The 14,003-nt window shown below is 59.6% G+C and carries 10 protein-coding genes; 7 read left to right on the forward strand and 3 right to left on the reverse strand.

The features are described 5' to 3' along the window. Window positions 1-173 precede the first annotated feature (173 nt). Window positions 174-437: a hypothetical protein gene (locus AC3WK5_RS23660; RefSeq protein WP_019694012.1), complete on the forward strand. Its 264-nt coding sequence runs from the start codon at window positions 174-176 to the stop codon at window positions 435-437. A gap of 152 nt (window positions 438-589) precedes the next feature. On the opposite strand, the gene gbdR is transcribed toward AC3WK5_RS23660, so the two are convergent. Both gbdR and AC3WK5_RS23670 read right to left on the reverse strand, forming a co-directional pair. Further along, window positions 590-1,693 (reverse strand): choline metabolism transcriptional regulator GbdR, encoded by a 1,104-nt coding sequence (gene gbdR, locus AC3WK5_RS23665; RefSeq protein ID WP_054594388.1) that lies wholly within the window; start codon window positions 1,691-1,693, stop codon window positions 590-592. A 523-nt stretch (window positions 1,694-2,216) separates the two neighbouring features. Continuing rightward, entirely contained in the window at window positions 2,217-3,593 is a 1,377-nt protein-coding gene (locus AC3WK5_RS23670; RefSeq protein WP_054594389.1) for an L-serine ammonia-lyase, read from the reverse strand. Window positions 3,594-4,023: 430 nt separating this feature from the next. Between AC3WK5_RS23670 and AC3WK5_RS23675 the strand changes: the two genes are divergently transcribed. From AC3WK5_RS23675 to choV, 3 genes are all read left to right on the forward strand, one after another. After that, window positions 4,024-4,986 (forward strand): choline ABC transporter substrate-binding protein, encoded by a 963-nt coding sequence (locus AC3WK5_RS23675; protein WP_103320262.1) that lies wholly within the window; start codon window positions 4,024-4,026, stop codon window positions 4,984-4,986. A 67-nt stretch (window positions 4,987-5,053) separates the two neighbouring features. Next, window positions 5,054-5,899 (forward strand): choline ABC transporter permease subunit, encoded by an 846-nt coding sequence (gene choW / locus AC3WK5_RS23680; protein WP_054594390.1) that lies wholly within the window; start codon window positions 5,054-5,056, stop codon window positions 5,897-5,899. Then, window positions 5,896-7,074 (forward strand): choline ABC transporter ATP-binding protein, encoded by a 1,179-nt coding sequence (gene choV, locus AC3WK5_RS23685; RefSeq protein WP_054594391.1) that lies wholly within the window; start codon window positions 5,896-5,898, stop codon window positions 7,072-7,074. Before choW ends, choV begins: the two co-directional genes overlap by 4 nt. 217 nt (window positions 7,075-7,291) lie before the next feature. On the opposite strand, the gene AC3WK5_RS23690 is transcribed toward choV, so the two are convergent. Further along, window positions 7,292-9,232, reverse strand: a complete 1,941-nt coding sequence (locus tag AC3WK5_RS23690) for a BCCT family transporter (protein ID WP_256585331.1) — start codon at window positions 9,230-9,232, stop codon at window positions 7,292-7,294. A gap of 483 nt (window positions 9,233-9,715) precedes the next feature. Between AC3WK5_RS23690 and betI the strand changes: the two genes are divergently transcribed. The 3 genes from betI to betA all read left to right on the forward strand — a co-directional run bounded on the left by betI (window position 9,716) and on the right by betA (window position 13,809). Further along, entirely contained in the window at window positions 9,716-10,321 is a 606-nt protein-coding gene (betI, locus tag AC3WK5_RS23695) for a transcriptional regulator BetI (protein WP_054594393.1), read from the forward strand. Between the two features lie 96 nt (window positions 10,322-10,417). Then, a complete protein-coding gene (gene betB, locus AC3WK5_RS23700; RefSeq protein WP_103320258.1) occupies window positions 10,418-11,890 on the forward strand; it encodes a betaine-aldehyde dehydrogenase in 1,473 nt (490 codons plus the stop codon). A 215-nt stretch (window positions 11,891-12,105) separates the two neighbouring features. Further along, window positions 12,106-13,809, forward strand: coding sequence for a choline dehydrogenase (betA, locus tag AC3WK5_RS23705; RefSeq protein WP_103320256.1), 1,704 nt, complete (start codon window positions 12,106-12,108; stop codon window positions 13,807-13,809). Window positions 13,810-14,003: the final 194 nt, after the last annotated feature.

Raw genomic sequence — 14,003 nt, forward strand, 5'->3', positions numbered from 1 at the left:
CAAACCTTCGTGAAGCCAGCTGAATCCAGTGTGCCTACTCCCCACTCACGCAAGTTAGTCGAAAACGACCTGTTCATAGGTATTGCGGCCATTGCGACAAATCGTCCTTGCCCCGCCCCATCACCGCTACCAGAATCGAACCACGACACCGTTCCCTGAAGAAGGATTGCGTCATGATGCACGCTGATTTGATTGACCAGGAAGACCTGTTGGGCCAGCTCAAGGCACGCGGATTTGAAGTCCCGATGGGAGCCACTGCAGAGCAGGCCTGTGAATGCGCGGTACGTGGTCTGGATGACACGCGAGCCTATGAGCTGCGCAAAATGGTCAAGGATATGTACACCAGCAGCGCGACTATTCTGCCCGCCGTGCGCCAGGCGATCGACAAGCAACTGCTGCCGGCATTGGCGCTGTACCAGCAGAGCCGTAGCGCCTGATCACTCTCTGTGGCGAGGGAGCTTGCTCCCGCTCGACCGCAAAGCGGTCGCAAATCCGGTAAACGCGTTTGACTGACATTGCGCGTTCTTCGATTTGGGGCTGCTACGCAGCCCAGCGGGAGCAAGCTCCCTCGCCACAAAAGCGCGCTCAGTTAGAGCCTTACGCTAGCGAAAGTCGACTCGTTACGCGCCTGACTCAACGCCGACATCGGCCCGGACAACGGCGCCAGCACCAGTGCCTGCGGGATCGGCATCATTGCCACCTGTTGGGTGGTGTTGGAACCGACGCGTTCGTCACGCGGAGGAATGCCGAAGTATTCGCGGTAGCACTTGGAGAAGTGCGGGGTCGACACGAAGCCGCAGACCGAGGCCACTTCGATGATCGACATCGGCGTTTGCTTGAGCAATTGCCGGGCGCGGATCAGCCGCAGCTTGAGGTAGTAGCGCGACGGCGAGCAGTGCAGGTATTTCTGGAACAGCCGCTCCAGCTGACGACGTGATACCGCGACGTACACCGCCAATTCATCGAGGTCGATCGGCTCTTCAAGGTTGGCTTCCATCAGCGCGACGATTTCCTGCAACTTCGGCTGATTGGTGCCCAGCATGTGCTTGAGCGGCACGCGCTGGTGATCCTGTTCGTTGCGAATGCGCTCGTAGACAAACATTTCCGAGATCGCCGCCGACAGTTCGCGGCCGTGGTCGCGGCTGATCAGGTGCAGCATCATGTCCAGTGGCGCGGTGCCGCCAGAGCTGGTGAACCGGTTACGGTCGAGGGTGAACAAGCGAGTGCTCATCGCCACCCGTGGGAAAGCTTCCTGCATCGACGCCAGACATTCCCAGTGCACGCTGCAATCGAAACCGTCCAGCAGACCGGCGCAGGCCAGGGCCCAACTACCGGTGCAGACCGCACCGAGACGGCGCGACTGACGGGCCTGGCTTTGCAGCCACGACACGTGTTCACGGGTCACCGTGCGTTGAATGCCGATGCCGCCACAGACAATCACGGTGTCCAGGGGCGGGGCTTTGTGCATGGAGGCGTCAGGGGTGATTTGCAGGCCGTCACTGGCCCAGACCTGGCCGCCGTCAACGGTGAGCGTGCTCCAGCGATACAACTCGCGACCGGACAATTGGTTGGCCATGCGCAGGGGTTCTACTGCAGAGGCCAGAGAAATCAGCGTGAAATTGTCCAGCAGCAAAAAGCCGATGGATTGAGGCGCACGGTTCTGGGGTTGCGCCCCGGAGTTGAACGACGTCATCGCGGTATCTCCTCACACAAAGCGGGTGATGGCCTCAGGCGGAGGCTCTTGTTATGGCCATCGTTCTCTTGCGTGAGACGGGGCTTTGTTATGACAGAGCAATTGCCATGCCTAAAATTGAATGCTCATTCAATAACTCCTGAAAACGACGTCGCGATGTGTCTATATGTGTCTATAGAGCTCAGTCGATGCGCAAGGGTTATCAGGCTGGCAGATGCCCTACCCCGCGGGGTGTGAGCAAATCGGTAGCACTTTTGGGAAGCGCATCAAAAGTGCCGGGAAAGAGTGTCACCCCAAGCACAGGTGACGAGCGGTCAGCGCCCGGAATGACGTCTGACCGCAGGAGATTTTTGTTGCCTATTTGCGACGCGCTAAAAGGTGGCGCCAGTTGGATCAGTGTTCACTTAGCGCGCAGTTTTGACTGGTCTGCCCCCTTCGCGAGCAAGCCCGCTCCCACATTTGATCTTCGGTGTGTCCACGGTCCTGTGGGAGCGGGCTTGCTCGCGAAGAAGTTGACGCGGTCTCAGCACTCAACCGCGCTGACCGCCAACCCACCGCGTGATGTCTCTTTATATTTATCGTGCATGTCGGCGCCGGTATCGCGCATGGTGCGGATCACCCGGTCCAGCGAGATGAAGTGCTGACCGTCGCCGCGCAAGGCCATTTGTGCAGCATTGATCGCCTTCACCGCGGCAATCGCGTTGCGCTCGATGCACGGCACCTGCACCAGCCCGCCGACCGGATCGCACGTCAGGCCAAGGTTATGCTCCAGACCGATTTCCGCCGCGTTGCAGAGTTGCTCCGGCGTCGCCCCAAGAATCTCCGCCAACCCGGCCGCCGCCATCGCGCAAGCCGATCCGACTTCGCCCTGGCAGCCGACTTCAGCGCCGGAAATCGAGGCGTTCTTTTTACACAGGATCCCGACCGCTGCTGCACCGAGGAAATAGTCGACGACATTAGCGTCCGTCACCGCCTCGCTGAACTTCATGAAGTAGTGCAACACCGCCGGGATGATTCCCGCCGCACCGTTGGTCGGTGCCGTGACCATCCGCCCGCCTGCCGCATTTTCTTCGTTAACCGCGAGGGCGAACAGGTTGACCCACTCCATGGCGCTCAAGGTCGAGCCGATCACATTGGGCTTGTTCAGCTCTTGCAGGCTGCGATGCAATTTAGCGGCACGGCGGCGCACATTCAGGCCACCAGGCAAGATGCCTTCGTGCTTGAGGCCCTGCTCGACGCAGTCCTGCATGGCACGCCAGAGTTTCATCAGGCCGCTGCGGATTTCCTCTTCCGAACGCCAGACCTTTTCGTTCGCCATCATCAACTCGGCGACGCGCAAGTTGTGTTTCTTGCACAGGGCAAGCAGCTCCGCTGCGCTGGAAAAATCGTAAGGCAATACGGTGCTGTCCAGGTCGACCACGCCGCTTGAAGCCTGCGCCTCATCAACGACAAAGCCACCGCCGACTGAATAGTAGGTGTCGCGGTGCAACTCAGCGTTTTCGCCTTCAGCCACCAGGGTCATCGCATTGGGATGGAATGGCAGGTTCTCATCGATCAGGCGCATGTCCCGTGCCCAGATGAAGGGCACCGGCAAGCGACCGTCGAGCAACAGGGTATGGGTTTCACGCAAGGTGTCGATGCGAATGCCGATTTGCGACGGGTCAATCGCATCCGGCCATTCGCCCATCAAGCCCATGATCACCGCATTGTCGCTGCCGTGACCGATGCCAGTAGCCGACAACGAACCGAACAGCTGGACTTCAATCCGGTGCACCTGCTCCAGAAGCCCCTTCTCGCGCAACGATTCGACGAACAACGCCGCAGCGCGCATAGGCCCCACCGTGTGCGAACTAGAGGGGCCAATACCGATTTTGAACAGGTCGAAAACACTGATAGCCATGACTTGCGAGACTCCTCGATGAGCAGATTCCAGGTGTCAAAGCACCCGGTGACGGAGCTGCTACGCTCAAGCTGCGATCCGCCGAGATAACCGCATCATCGGGCTTTTGCGATGTCGTTCGACGTCTCACACCGACGTACCCATGCTCACCAACGCCGCTGGCCGCAGACGGCATGTTTTGGCCGTTTTTTTACAGTTCAGAGGACTAAAAAGCGCTGAATAAAGCTGTAAACGACCTCACCGACACTGGATGCGACCATCCCTGTACTGGATACGACGCACCCTGTAGGCGTCAGAATTTCACTGGTCCATGATCAGTCTCGACTCGATTGCACGGCGCTGTGGTAGAGCAGTCTCCATACGCCGACCAACCGCAACACTCATAAGTGCGGTCAGAACACCGCCAAAAAAAACACTCAGGAGTCCACCCATGAAAATAGGTTCCCCGTCGTTGTTGTTGGCCGCGATGCTGAGTCTGCCGCTTCTGGCTCATGCCGCAGAACCGGCGCAGTGCAGCACCGTAAACTTCTCCGATGTCGGCTGGACCGACATCACCGCCACAACCGCGACCACCAGCGTCGTGCTCGACGCGCTGGGCTACAAGACCAAGACCACCATGATTTCCGTGCCGGTGACCTACAAGTCCCTGGCCGACGGCAAGAACATGGATGTGTTCCTCGGCAACTGGATGCCGACCATGGAAAACGACATCAAGGCCTACCGTGATGCCGGCACCGTGGAAACCGTGCGCACTAACCTCAAGGGCGCCAAGTACACCCTGGCGGTACCGCAAGCGCTTTACGACAAAGGCCTGCATGACTTCGCCGATATAACCAAATTCAAGAAAGAACTCGACGGCAAAATCTATGGCATCGAGCCGGGTAACGATGGCAACCGCCTGATCCAGAGTATGATCGACAAGAACGCCTTCGGCCTCAAAGACGCTGGTTTCAAAGTGGTCGAGTCCAGCGAAGCCGGCATGCTCTCGCAAGTCGACCGCGCTCAGAAGCGCGATACCGCCGTGGTGTTCCTGGGCTGGGCACCGCACCCGATGAACAAGCGCTTCAAGATCCAGTACCTCACCGGCGGCGATGATTATTTCGGCCCGGATTTCGGTGCGGCGACAGTCCTGACCAACACCCGCAAGGGCTACACCCAGGAATGCAGCAACGTTGGCCAGTTGCTGAAGAATCTGGAGTTCACCGTAGACATGGAAAGCTCGCTGATGGGCAACATCCTGGACGACAAGATGAAACCTGAAGCAGCTGCCAAGGCCTGGCTGAAAAAGAACCCACAGGTACTCGATACCTGGCTCGCTGGCGTGACCACCATTGACGGTAAACCTGGCCTGGAAGCCGTGAAAGCCAAGCTTGCCGAGCCCTTGAAACAGTAAGATCGGTGATGCCGGGCGGGTTCGCCCGCCTGGCTGTTTTTTTCCTTGCATGCGGACGTTCACTACCATGCTGATTGATCAGAAAATCCCTTTAGGCCAGTACATCGCTGCCTTCGTTGAATGGTTGACGCAACACGGCGCCAGCACATTCGATGCGATCGCCACGACACTGGAAACGATGATCCACGGCGTGACGTTTGCGCTGACCTGGTTCAACCCGCTGGCACTGATCGGATTGATCGCATTGCTGGCTCACTTCATCCAACGCAAATGGGGCCTGACCGCTTTCGTGATCGCCTCCTTCCTGCTGATCCTCAATCTGGGTTACTGGCAGGAAACCATGGAAACCCTCGCCCAGGTGCTGTTCGCTACCTTTGTCTGCGTGATCATTGGCGTGCCGTTGGGCATCGTCGCCGCGCACAAACCGATGTTCTACACGATGATGCGTCCGGTGCTCGATCTGATGCAGACCGTACCGACGTTCGTGTACCTCATTCCTACCCTGACCCTGTTCGGTCTGGGTGTGGTCCCGGGTCTGATTTCAACGGTAGTGTTCGCGATTGCCGCGCCTATTCGTCTGACCTACCTGGGCATCCGCGATGTGCCGCAAGAACTGATGGACGCCGGCAAGGCCTTTGGCTGCTCGCGTCGTCAGCTGCTCTCGCGTATTGAACTGCCCCACGCGATGCCAAGCATCGCAGCCGGTATCACCCAGTGCATCATGCTGTCGTTGTCGATGGTGGTGATCGCGGCACTGGTGGGCGCCGATGGCCTGGGCAAACCCGTGGTCAACGCACTGAACACTGCCGATATCGCCCTGGGCTTCGAAGCCGGGTTGGCGATCGTACTGCTGGCGATCATGCTCGACCGTATCTGCAAACAACCCGACGCCAAAGTAGGGGGTGACGCATGAGCATAATTCGCTTCGATAACGTCGACGTTATCTTCTCCAAGGATCCACGCGAGGCCCTCAAGCTGCTGGATCAGGGCATGACCCGCGACCAGATCCTGAAGAAAACCGGGCAAATCGTTGGCGTTGAAAAAGCCAGCCTGGACATCGAGAAAGGTGAAATCTGCGTGCTGATGGGCCTCTCCGGCTCCGGCAAATCCAGCTTGCTGCGCTGCATCAACGGCTTGAACACGGTCAGCCGTGGCAAGCTGTTCGTCGAGCATGAAGGCCGCCAGATCGACATCGCCTCCTGCACCCCGGCCGAGCTGAAAATGATGCGCACCAAACGCATCGCCATGGTGTTCCAGAAGTTCGCCCTGATGCCTTGGCTGACGGTGCGCGAGAACATCAGCTTCGGCCTCGAAATGCAGGGTCGTCCCGAGAAGGAACGTCGCCAGCTGGTCGATGAAAAGCTCGAACTGGTGGGCCTGACCCAATGGCGCAACAAGAAGCCCGACGAACTTTCCGGCGGTATGCAGCAACGTGTGGGCCTGGCCCGCGCGCTGGCGATGGACGCCGACATCCTGCTGATGGACGAACCCTTCTCGGCACTCGACCCGCTGATTCGCCAGGGTCTGCAAGATGAACTGCTGGAACTGCAACGCAAGCTGCACAAGACCATCGTCTTTGTAAGTCACGATCTCGATGAAGCGCTGAAACTCGGCAGCCGCATCGCAATCATGAAAGACGGCCGGATCATCCAGTACAGCAAGCCGGAAGAAATCGTCCTCAACCCGGCCGATGACTATGTGCGGACCTTCGTCGCGCACACCAACCCGCTGAACGTACTGTGCGGTCGCAGCCTGATGCGCACGCTGGACAACTGCAAACGCATCAACGGCTCGGTATGCCTGGATCCGGGTGGCGATTCGTGGCTGGACCTGGCCGAAGGCAACACCATCAAAGGCGCACGCCAGAACGGTTCCAGCCTGGACCTGCAGAACTGGGTACCGGGGCAAGCGGTGGAAGGCCTGGGCCGTCGCCCAACGCTGGTGGACTCGAACATCGGCATGCGCGACGCGCTGCAGATTCGTTATCAGACCGGCAACAAGCTGGTACTGCACGACAACAATAAAGTGGTGGGGATTCTCGGCGACAGCGAGCTGTACCACGCGCTGCTCGGCAAGAACCTGGGGTAAGACAGCAGACACAAAAACGCCGCGAGAGGATCGCGGCGTTTTTGTTTATCGGGATATCGGGCAAAGGGGCTTCGACGCTGATGCCCCCTTCGCGAGCAAGCCCGCTCCCACAGGTGACCGAGTTCTATCATAAACATGCGGTCGAATGTGGGAGCGGGCTTGCTCGCGAAGAACACGACGCGGTGCTTCAGAGAGAAACACCGCGCCCTATCAAGTCTTAGCTATAGACACGGCCCAGGAGCTGCCGATGGCTTTCAAACTGATCGAGCACATCACGGGTGATCTGATCCTGAGTGAAGCCCATCAAGTCGTAGTCCTGGCTGCCATTGTGCAGGTACACCTCGGCGCGGTAGTAACGCGTGCGCGCTTCATCCGGGTTCGGCGACTCGCTCGGTGCTGCCAGATAGCCGTCCAGGCTCACTTCGTAGACAAACGGGTTGCCCTCTTCCATCTCGATCCGCACGCCCATGCAACGCTTGGCTTTACCCAGCAACGTTTGCACGTCCAGACCCTGAGTACGCAATTGCGCCGCCGCATCTTCCAGCGCCGGGCTGACATGTTTGTCCATGAAGCGCTGAACGATCGACTGGCTCGGTTGCAGGTCCAGCTGGGTCAGACGCTCGCTGAAACCACGACGACCACGCGCCGCCAGTTCGGCTTGTTCCTGCTCGATCTGCACGTCCTGGCGCATGGCCTTGTGCAAGCCGAACATGAAGAACACCAGCACCACCGAGAACGGCAGACCGGCCAGCACCACCATGGTTTGCATGGCTTCGAAGTTACCGGCGAACAGCAGGCCGATGGTCACCAGCGTGATCACTACCGACCAGAAGATCCGCAGCCAGTGCGGGGCGTCTTCGTCGACGTTGCCGCCCTTGCAGGACAGGTTCGCCATCATCACCGCGCCAGAGTCGGCCGGGGTCAGGAACAACACGAAACCGACAAAAATCGACACGCCGATCACGACCTTCGACGCCGGGTAATGCTCAAGCAGTTGATAGATCGCCATGGACGGCTGCTCCAGCGCCGTCTTCCCGAGCTCCACCGCCCCGTGGTTCATCACCAGATCCAGCGCCGAGTTACCGAAGATCGACAACCAGGCCAAGGTGAAGCCCAGCGGAATCAGCAGCACGCCGGCCACCAGTTCACGCACGGTACGACCGCGGGAAATGCGTGCGATGAACATCCCTACGAATGGCGCCCAGGAAATCCACCAGGCCCAATAGAACAGAGTCCACAGGCCCAACCAGCGCTCGGATTTGGCGTTGTCGGCTTCGTACACGTACAGGTCGAAGGTTTTCAGCACCACACCGTTCAGGTAGTCGCCAATGTTCTGCACGAAGCCGTTAAGCAGGTGCAAGGTCGGGCCGAACAGCAGGACGAAAATCAGCAGGCCGCTGAACAGCACGATGTTCAGGTTGGACAGACGACGGATGCCGTTTTCCACGCCCGACACGGCAGCGATGGTCGCCACGGTGCTCATCACGATGATCACGATCAGCAGGTTGGTGTTGCTGTGCGCCATGCCGAACAGGTTCTCGAGACCCGACGACACTTGCAGCGAGCCAATCCCCAGGTTGGTCACCAGACCCAGCAGGGTCACGAACATGCCGAAGCCGTCCACCGCATGACCGGCCGCGCCTTTGACCCAACGCTCGCCCACCAGCGGATACAGCGCCGAACGCAACGCCAGCGGCTGGTTATGACGGTACGCAAAGTACGCCACGGCCAGACCGACCAAGGCGTAGATCGCCCAGCCATGCAGCCCCCAATGCAGGAACGTCAGCTGTACTGCCTGACGCGCTGCCAGGTTGCTGCCCGCCGCGCCTTCCGGCGGATTGAAGTAGTGATCCAGCGGTTCGGATGCACCGAAGTACAGCAGCGAGATACCGATACCGGACGAGAACAGCATCCCGGCCCAGGCGCCATAGCTGAAGTCCGGGGTATCGTCCTTGCTACCCAGCTTGAGCTTGCCGTAGGACGAGAACGCCAGGCCGACGACGAATACCAAATAGGCGGCGATCACCACCATGTAGTACCAGCCGAAGCTGCGCGACAACCACGCCTGAGCGATCCCCAGCATTCTCCCGGCTTCTTGCGGCGCGGCGATGAGGATGGCGGTCAGCAGCAGGATCAATGCGGTCGAGGTGTAGAACACCCAACCGTTGACCGTCACCTTCTCGGGTGGGGTCTTTATAAGAGAGGCAGAACTCATTGCACAGATGCTCCAGGCAGTGCGAGAGAAAGACACAAGGCAAAGCAGTACCCGACCAATCGGTTAGTTGGCAGCCGACCTGCGGGTGATATAAAGACACCCCGAAAAAAGCCCGAAACCGCGGCAGCCGTGTTGAAAACCGACCTCGAAGATCGCGCGCGCGTACATGACGCAGCGCATGACCCTGAGCGTCCTGCCCATACAACGCGTCCATTGAAATCGGTTCGCAGCATGCCCTGTGCGGGTTTCGAGCATTTTTCGGATGTCGTTTTTCCGCCAACCACATGTAGGAAAAACCTGTAGGCAGCGACGATTTGTCGCAGATCTTATTCTTTGTTGATTGAACGTTCAATCAAAACAAAATAGACTGGCCCTCAATCCGGTAGCCGTTTTTCGCCCACCGGGAGGCCTAAGGAGATGTGCAAGATGCCCAAGGTCGGTATGCAACCCATCCGCCGTCAGCAGTTGATCGAAGCCACATTGCAGGCCGTCGATCGAGTCGGGATGGGGGACGCCAGCATTGCGCTGATCGCCCGTTTGGCTGGTGTCTCGAATGGCATCATCAGTCACTATTTTCAGGACAAGAATGGCCTGATCGCCGCCACGATGCGGTATCTGATGAGCGTCCTCAGCGAGAACGTCACCGCGCGCCGCCTGGCGCTGGGAGATAACAGCCCGCGGGCTCATCTTCAGGTGATTATCGAAGGCAACTTCGACGCCAGCCAGGTCAATGGCCCGGCAATGAAAACCTGGTTGGCCTTCTGGGCAACCAGCATGCACCAACCGTCTTTACACAGGTTGCAGCGGATCAACGATCACCGCCTGTATTCCAACCTGTGCTGCGAGTTCCGCCGAGTGCTGCCGCTTGATCAGGCACGCAACGCAGCACGCGGGCTGGCGGCTCTGATTGACGGTTTGTGGTTGCGCGGCGCGCTGTCGGGAGACGCTTTCGACACCGAGCAGGCGCAACGAATCGCTTACGAATATATGGATATCCAACTGGCTAAACAGGAGCTGCTAGAGCACACATAACCGCTCGGCCCCTGAACGGCGACTGATCAACGTGCCCAGGTTTTACGGCACGTCCAGTGGCTGACGCCAATAACTAAATGCACTTGCGAGGACTCTATGGCCCGTTTCGAACTGCAAAAACTCTACATCGACGGCGGTTACTCCGACGCCAGCGGCGACGCCACCTTCGAAGCCATCAACCCGGCTAACGGTGAAGTTCTCGCCACAGTGCAACGTGCAACCTTCGCCGACGTTGAGCGCGCTGTCGTCAGCGCCGAAAAGGGCCAGAAAATCTGGGCCGCGATGACGGCCATGGAGCGTTCGCGCATCCTGCGTCGCGCCGTAGAAATCCTGCGCGAGCGCAACGATGAACTGGCCGCACTGGAAACCCTGGACACCGGCAAGGCGTACTCCGAAACCCGCTACGTCGACATCGTTACCGGCGCTGACGTACTGGAATACTACGCAGGCCTGGTGCCAGCCATCGAAGGCGAACAAATCCCGCTGCGCACCACCTCGTTCGTCTACACCCGTCGCGAGCCTCTGGGCATCGTGGCCGGTATCGGCGCGTGGAACTACCCGATCCAGATCGCCCTGTGGAAATCCGCTCCAGCCCTGGCGGCCGGTAACGCGATGATCTTCAAGCCAAGCGAAGTCACTTCCCTGACCACCTTGAAACTGGCTGAGATCTACACCGAAGCGGGCCTGCCAGCAGGCGTGTTCAACGTTCTGACCGGTAGCGGCCGTGAAGTCGGCACCTGGCTGACCGAGCACCCACGCATCGAAAAAATCTCCTTCACCGGCGGCACCGACACCGGCAAGAAGGTCATGGCCAGCGCTTCCGGCTCGTCCTTGAAAGACGTGACCATGGAACTGGGCGGCAAATCCCCGCTGATCATTTTCGACGACGCCGACCTCGATCGCGCCGCCGACACCGCGATGATGGCCAACTTCTACAGCTCCGGCCAGGTCTGCACCAACGGCACTCGCGTGTTCGTACCGAGCCACCTGAAAGCCGCTTTCGAAGCCAAGATCGTGGAACGCGTTGCGCGCATCCGCGTCGGCAACCCGGAAGACGAAAACACCAACTTCGGCCCGCTGGTCAGCTTCGCCCACATGGAAAGCGTGCTCGGCTACATCGCCAAAGGTAAGGAAGAAGGCGCGCGCCTGCTGTGCGGCGGCGAGCGTCTGACCCAGGGCGAATTCGCCAAAGGCGCCTTCGTGGCACCGACCGTGTTCACCGACTGCACCGACGAGATGACCATCGTTCGTGAAGAAATCTTTGGCCCGGTGATGAGCATCCTCACTTACGAAACCGAAGAAGAAGTGATCCGCCGCGCCAACGACACCGAGTTCGGCCTGGCTGCTGGCGTCGTCACCAAGGATCTGAACCGCGCTCACCGCGTGATTCATCAACTGGAAGCCGGTATCTGCTGGATCAACGCCTGGGGCGAGTCCGACGCCAAGATGCCGGTCGGCGGCTACAAGCAGTCGGGTGTGGGCCGTGAGAACGGCATCAGCTCGCTGAACAACTTCACCCGCATCAAATCGGTACAGGTCGAGCTGGGCGATTACGCCTCGGTTTTCTAAGCCCGCGAAGTCTGGAGTGAACGCCATTGTGGCGAGGGGGCTTGCCCCCGTTGGGCTGCAAAGCAGCCCCATCCCAGGCACCGCAAGTCTTCAGATAGAAAGCGGTCGCTGACTTTACGACTGCTGCGCAGCCGAACGGGGGCAAGCCCCCTCGCCACAGTTGTGCGGCGTCCAGGCGACCCGCGACCTGACCACAATTCAAGAGGGTGCATTCAATGTCCCACGAATACGACTACATCATCATCGGGGCCGGCTCTGCCGGTAACACCCTGGCGACCCGTCTGACTGAAGACGCAGGCGTCACCGTCCTGCTGCTCGAAGCCGGCGGCCCGGACTACCGTTTAGACTTCCGCACGCAAATGCCTGCGGCACTGGCGTTCCCGCTGCAAGGCCGTCGCTACAACTGGGCCTACGAGACCGATCCGGAGCCACACATGGACGGCCGCCGGATGGAATGCGGTCGCGGCAAGGGCCTGGGCGGTTCTTCGCTGATCAACGGCATGTGCTACATCCGCGGTAATGCCATGGACTACGATGGCTGGGCGAAAAACCCTGGCCTGGAAGACTGGACCTACCTGGACTGCCTGCCGTATTTCCGCAAAGCGGAAACCCGCGACATCGGCCCGAACGACTACCACGGTGGCGAAGGCCCGGTCAGCGTGACCACGCCTAAAGCCGGCAACAACCCGCTGTTCCACGCGATGGTTGAAGCAGGCGTACAAGCCGGTTACCCGCAAACCTGCGACCTGAACGGCTACCAGCAGGAAGGTTTCGGTCCGATGGACCGTACCGTGACGCCTAAAGGCCGTCGCTCCAGCACCGCGCGCGGCTACCTGGACATCGCCAAAAAGCGTTCGACCCTGAACATCGTCACCCACGCCCTGACCGACAAGATTCTGTTCGAAGGCAAGCGTGCGATCGGCGTACGTTACCTGGTGGGCAGCGCCGAAGAACCTGTTGAAGCCCGTGCACGCAAAGAAGTGTTGCTGTGCAGCGGCGCGATTGCTTCGCCGCAAATCCTCCAACGCTCCGGCGTCGGCCCGGCCAAGCTGCTCAAGAGCCTCGACATTCCGGTGGTTCACGATCTGCCAGGCGTCGGCGAGAACCTGCAGGACCACCTGGAGCTGTACCTGCAATACGCGTGCACCCAGCCGGTTTCGCTATACCCGTCGCTGCTCTGGTACAACCAGCCGGCCATTGGTGCCGAGTGGTTGTTCAATGGCACCGGTATCGGCGCCAGCAACCAGTTCGAGGCTGGCGGTTTTATCCGTACGCGTCCGGACTTCGAATGGCCGAACATTCAGTACCACTTCCTGCCGGTGGCGATTAACTACAACGGCAGCAACGGCGTGAAAGAGCACGGTTTCCAGGCGCACATGGGCTCCATGCGTTCGCCAAGCCGTGGCCGCATCCAGGTCAAATCCAAGGATCCGCGCCAGCACCCGAGCATCCTGTTCAACTACATGGCCACCGAGCAAGACTGGCAGGAATTCCGTGACGGCATCCGCCTGACCCGTGAAATCATGCAGCAGCCGGCACTCGACGCGTTCCGTGGTCGCGAGCTGAGCCCGGGCATCGAAGTGCAAACCGACGAGCAACTCGACAAGTTCATCCGTGAACACGCCGAAACCGCGTTCCACCCGTCCTGCTCGTGCAAGATGGGCACCGACGAAATGGCCGTGGTCGATGGCCAGGGTCGCGTCCACGGAATGCAGGGTCTGCGTGTGGTCGATGCCTCGATCATGCCGCTGATCACCACCGGTAACCTGAACGCGCCAACGATCATGATCGCCGAGAAAATCGCCGACAAGATCCGTGGTCGTCAGCCACTGCCACGCAGCAAGGCCAAGTACTACGTCGCGGGCGACGCCCCGGTGCGTGGCAAGCCGTTGCGTGAAGTGGGCCCTACCGCGCAGTAAGCCGTTACACCGCAGCGCGGCCATCGCGAGCAAACTTTGCTCCTACGGTACGGGGTTGGATCACGTAATGGTGATCACCCCCAATCCTGTAGGAGCAAGGCTTGCCCGCGATGACGTGGGGGTGTCAGAAATTTTGTGTTCGGGCATAACATGAGTAAGAGGTGCATGTATGCCAACCAAAAAGAAACCTGCGT

This window comes from Pseudomonas sp. FW306-02-D09B (assembly GCF_058782685.1).

What these genes read in the sequence shown, in the direction of transcription:
- AC3WK5_RS23660 (WP_019694012.1), top strand. Translation starts at nt 174, where the DNA reads ATGATGCACGCTGATTTGATTGACCAGGAAGACCTGTTGGGCCAGCTC.
- gbdR (WP_054594388.1), bottom strand. Translation starts at nt 1,693, where the DNA reads ATGACGTCGTTCAACTCCGGGGCGCAACCCCAGAACCGTGCGCCTCAA.
- AC3WK5_RS23670 (WP_054594389.1), bottom strand. Translation starts at nt 3,593, where the DNA reads ATGGCTATCAGTGTTTTCGACCTGTTCAAAATCGGTATTGGCCCCTCT.
- AC3WK5_RS23675 (WP_103320262.1), top strand. Translation starts at nt 4,024, where the DNA reads ATGAAAATAGGTTCCCCGTCGTTGTTGTTGGCCGCGATGCTGAGTCTG.
- choW (WP_054594390.1), top strand. Translation starts at nt 5,054, where the DNA reads ATGCTGATTGATCAGAAAATCCCTTTAGGCCAGTACATCGCTGCCTTC.
- choV (WP_054594391.1), top strand. Translation starts at nt 5,896, where the DNA reads ATGAGCATAATTCGCTTCGATAACGTCGACGTTATCTTCTCCAAGGAT.
- betI (WP_054594393.1), top strand. Translation starts at nt 9,716, where the DNA reads ATGCCCAAGGTCGGTATGCAACCCATCCGCCGTCAGCAGTTGATCGAA.
- betB (WP_103320258.1), top strand. Translation starts at nt 10,418, where the DNA reads ATGGCCCGTTTCGAACTGCAAAAACTCTACATCGACGGCGGTTACTCC.
- betA (WP_103320256.1), top strand. Translation starts at nt 12,106, where the DNA reads ATGTCCCACGAATACGACTACATCATCATCGGGGCCGGCTCTGCCGGT.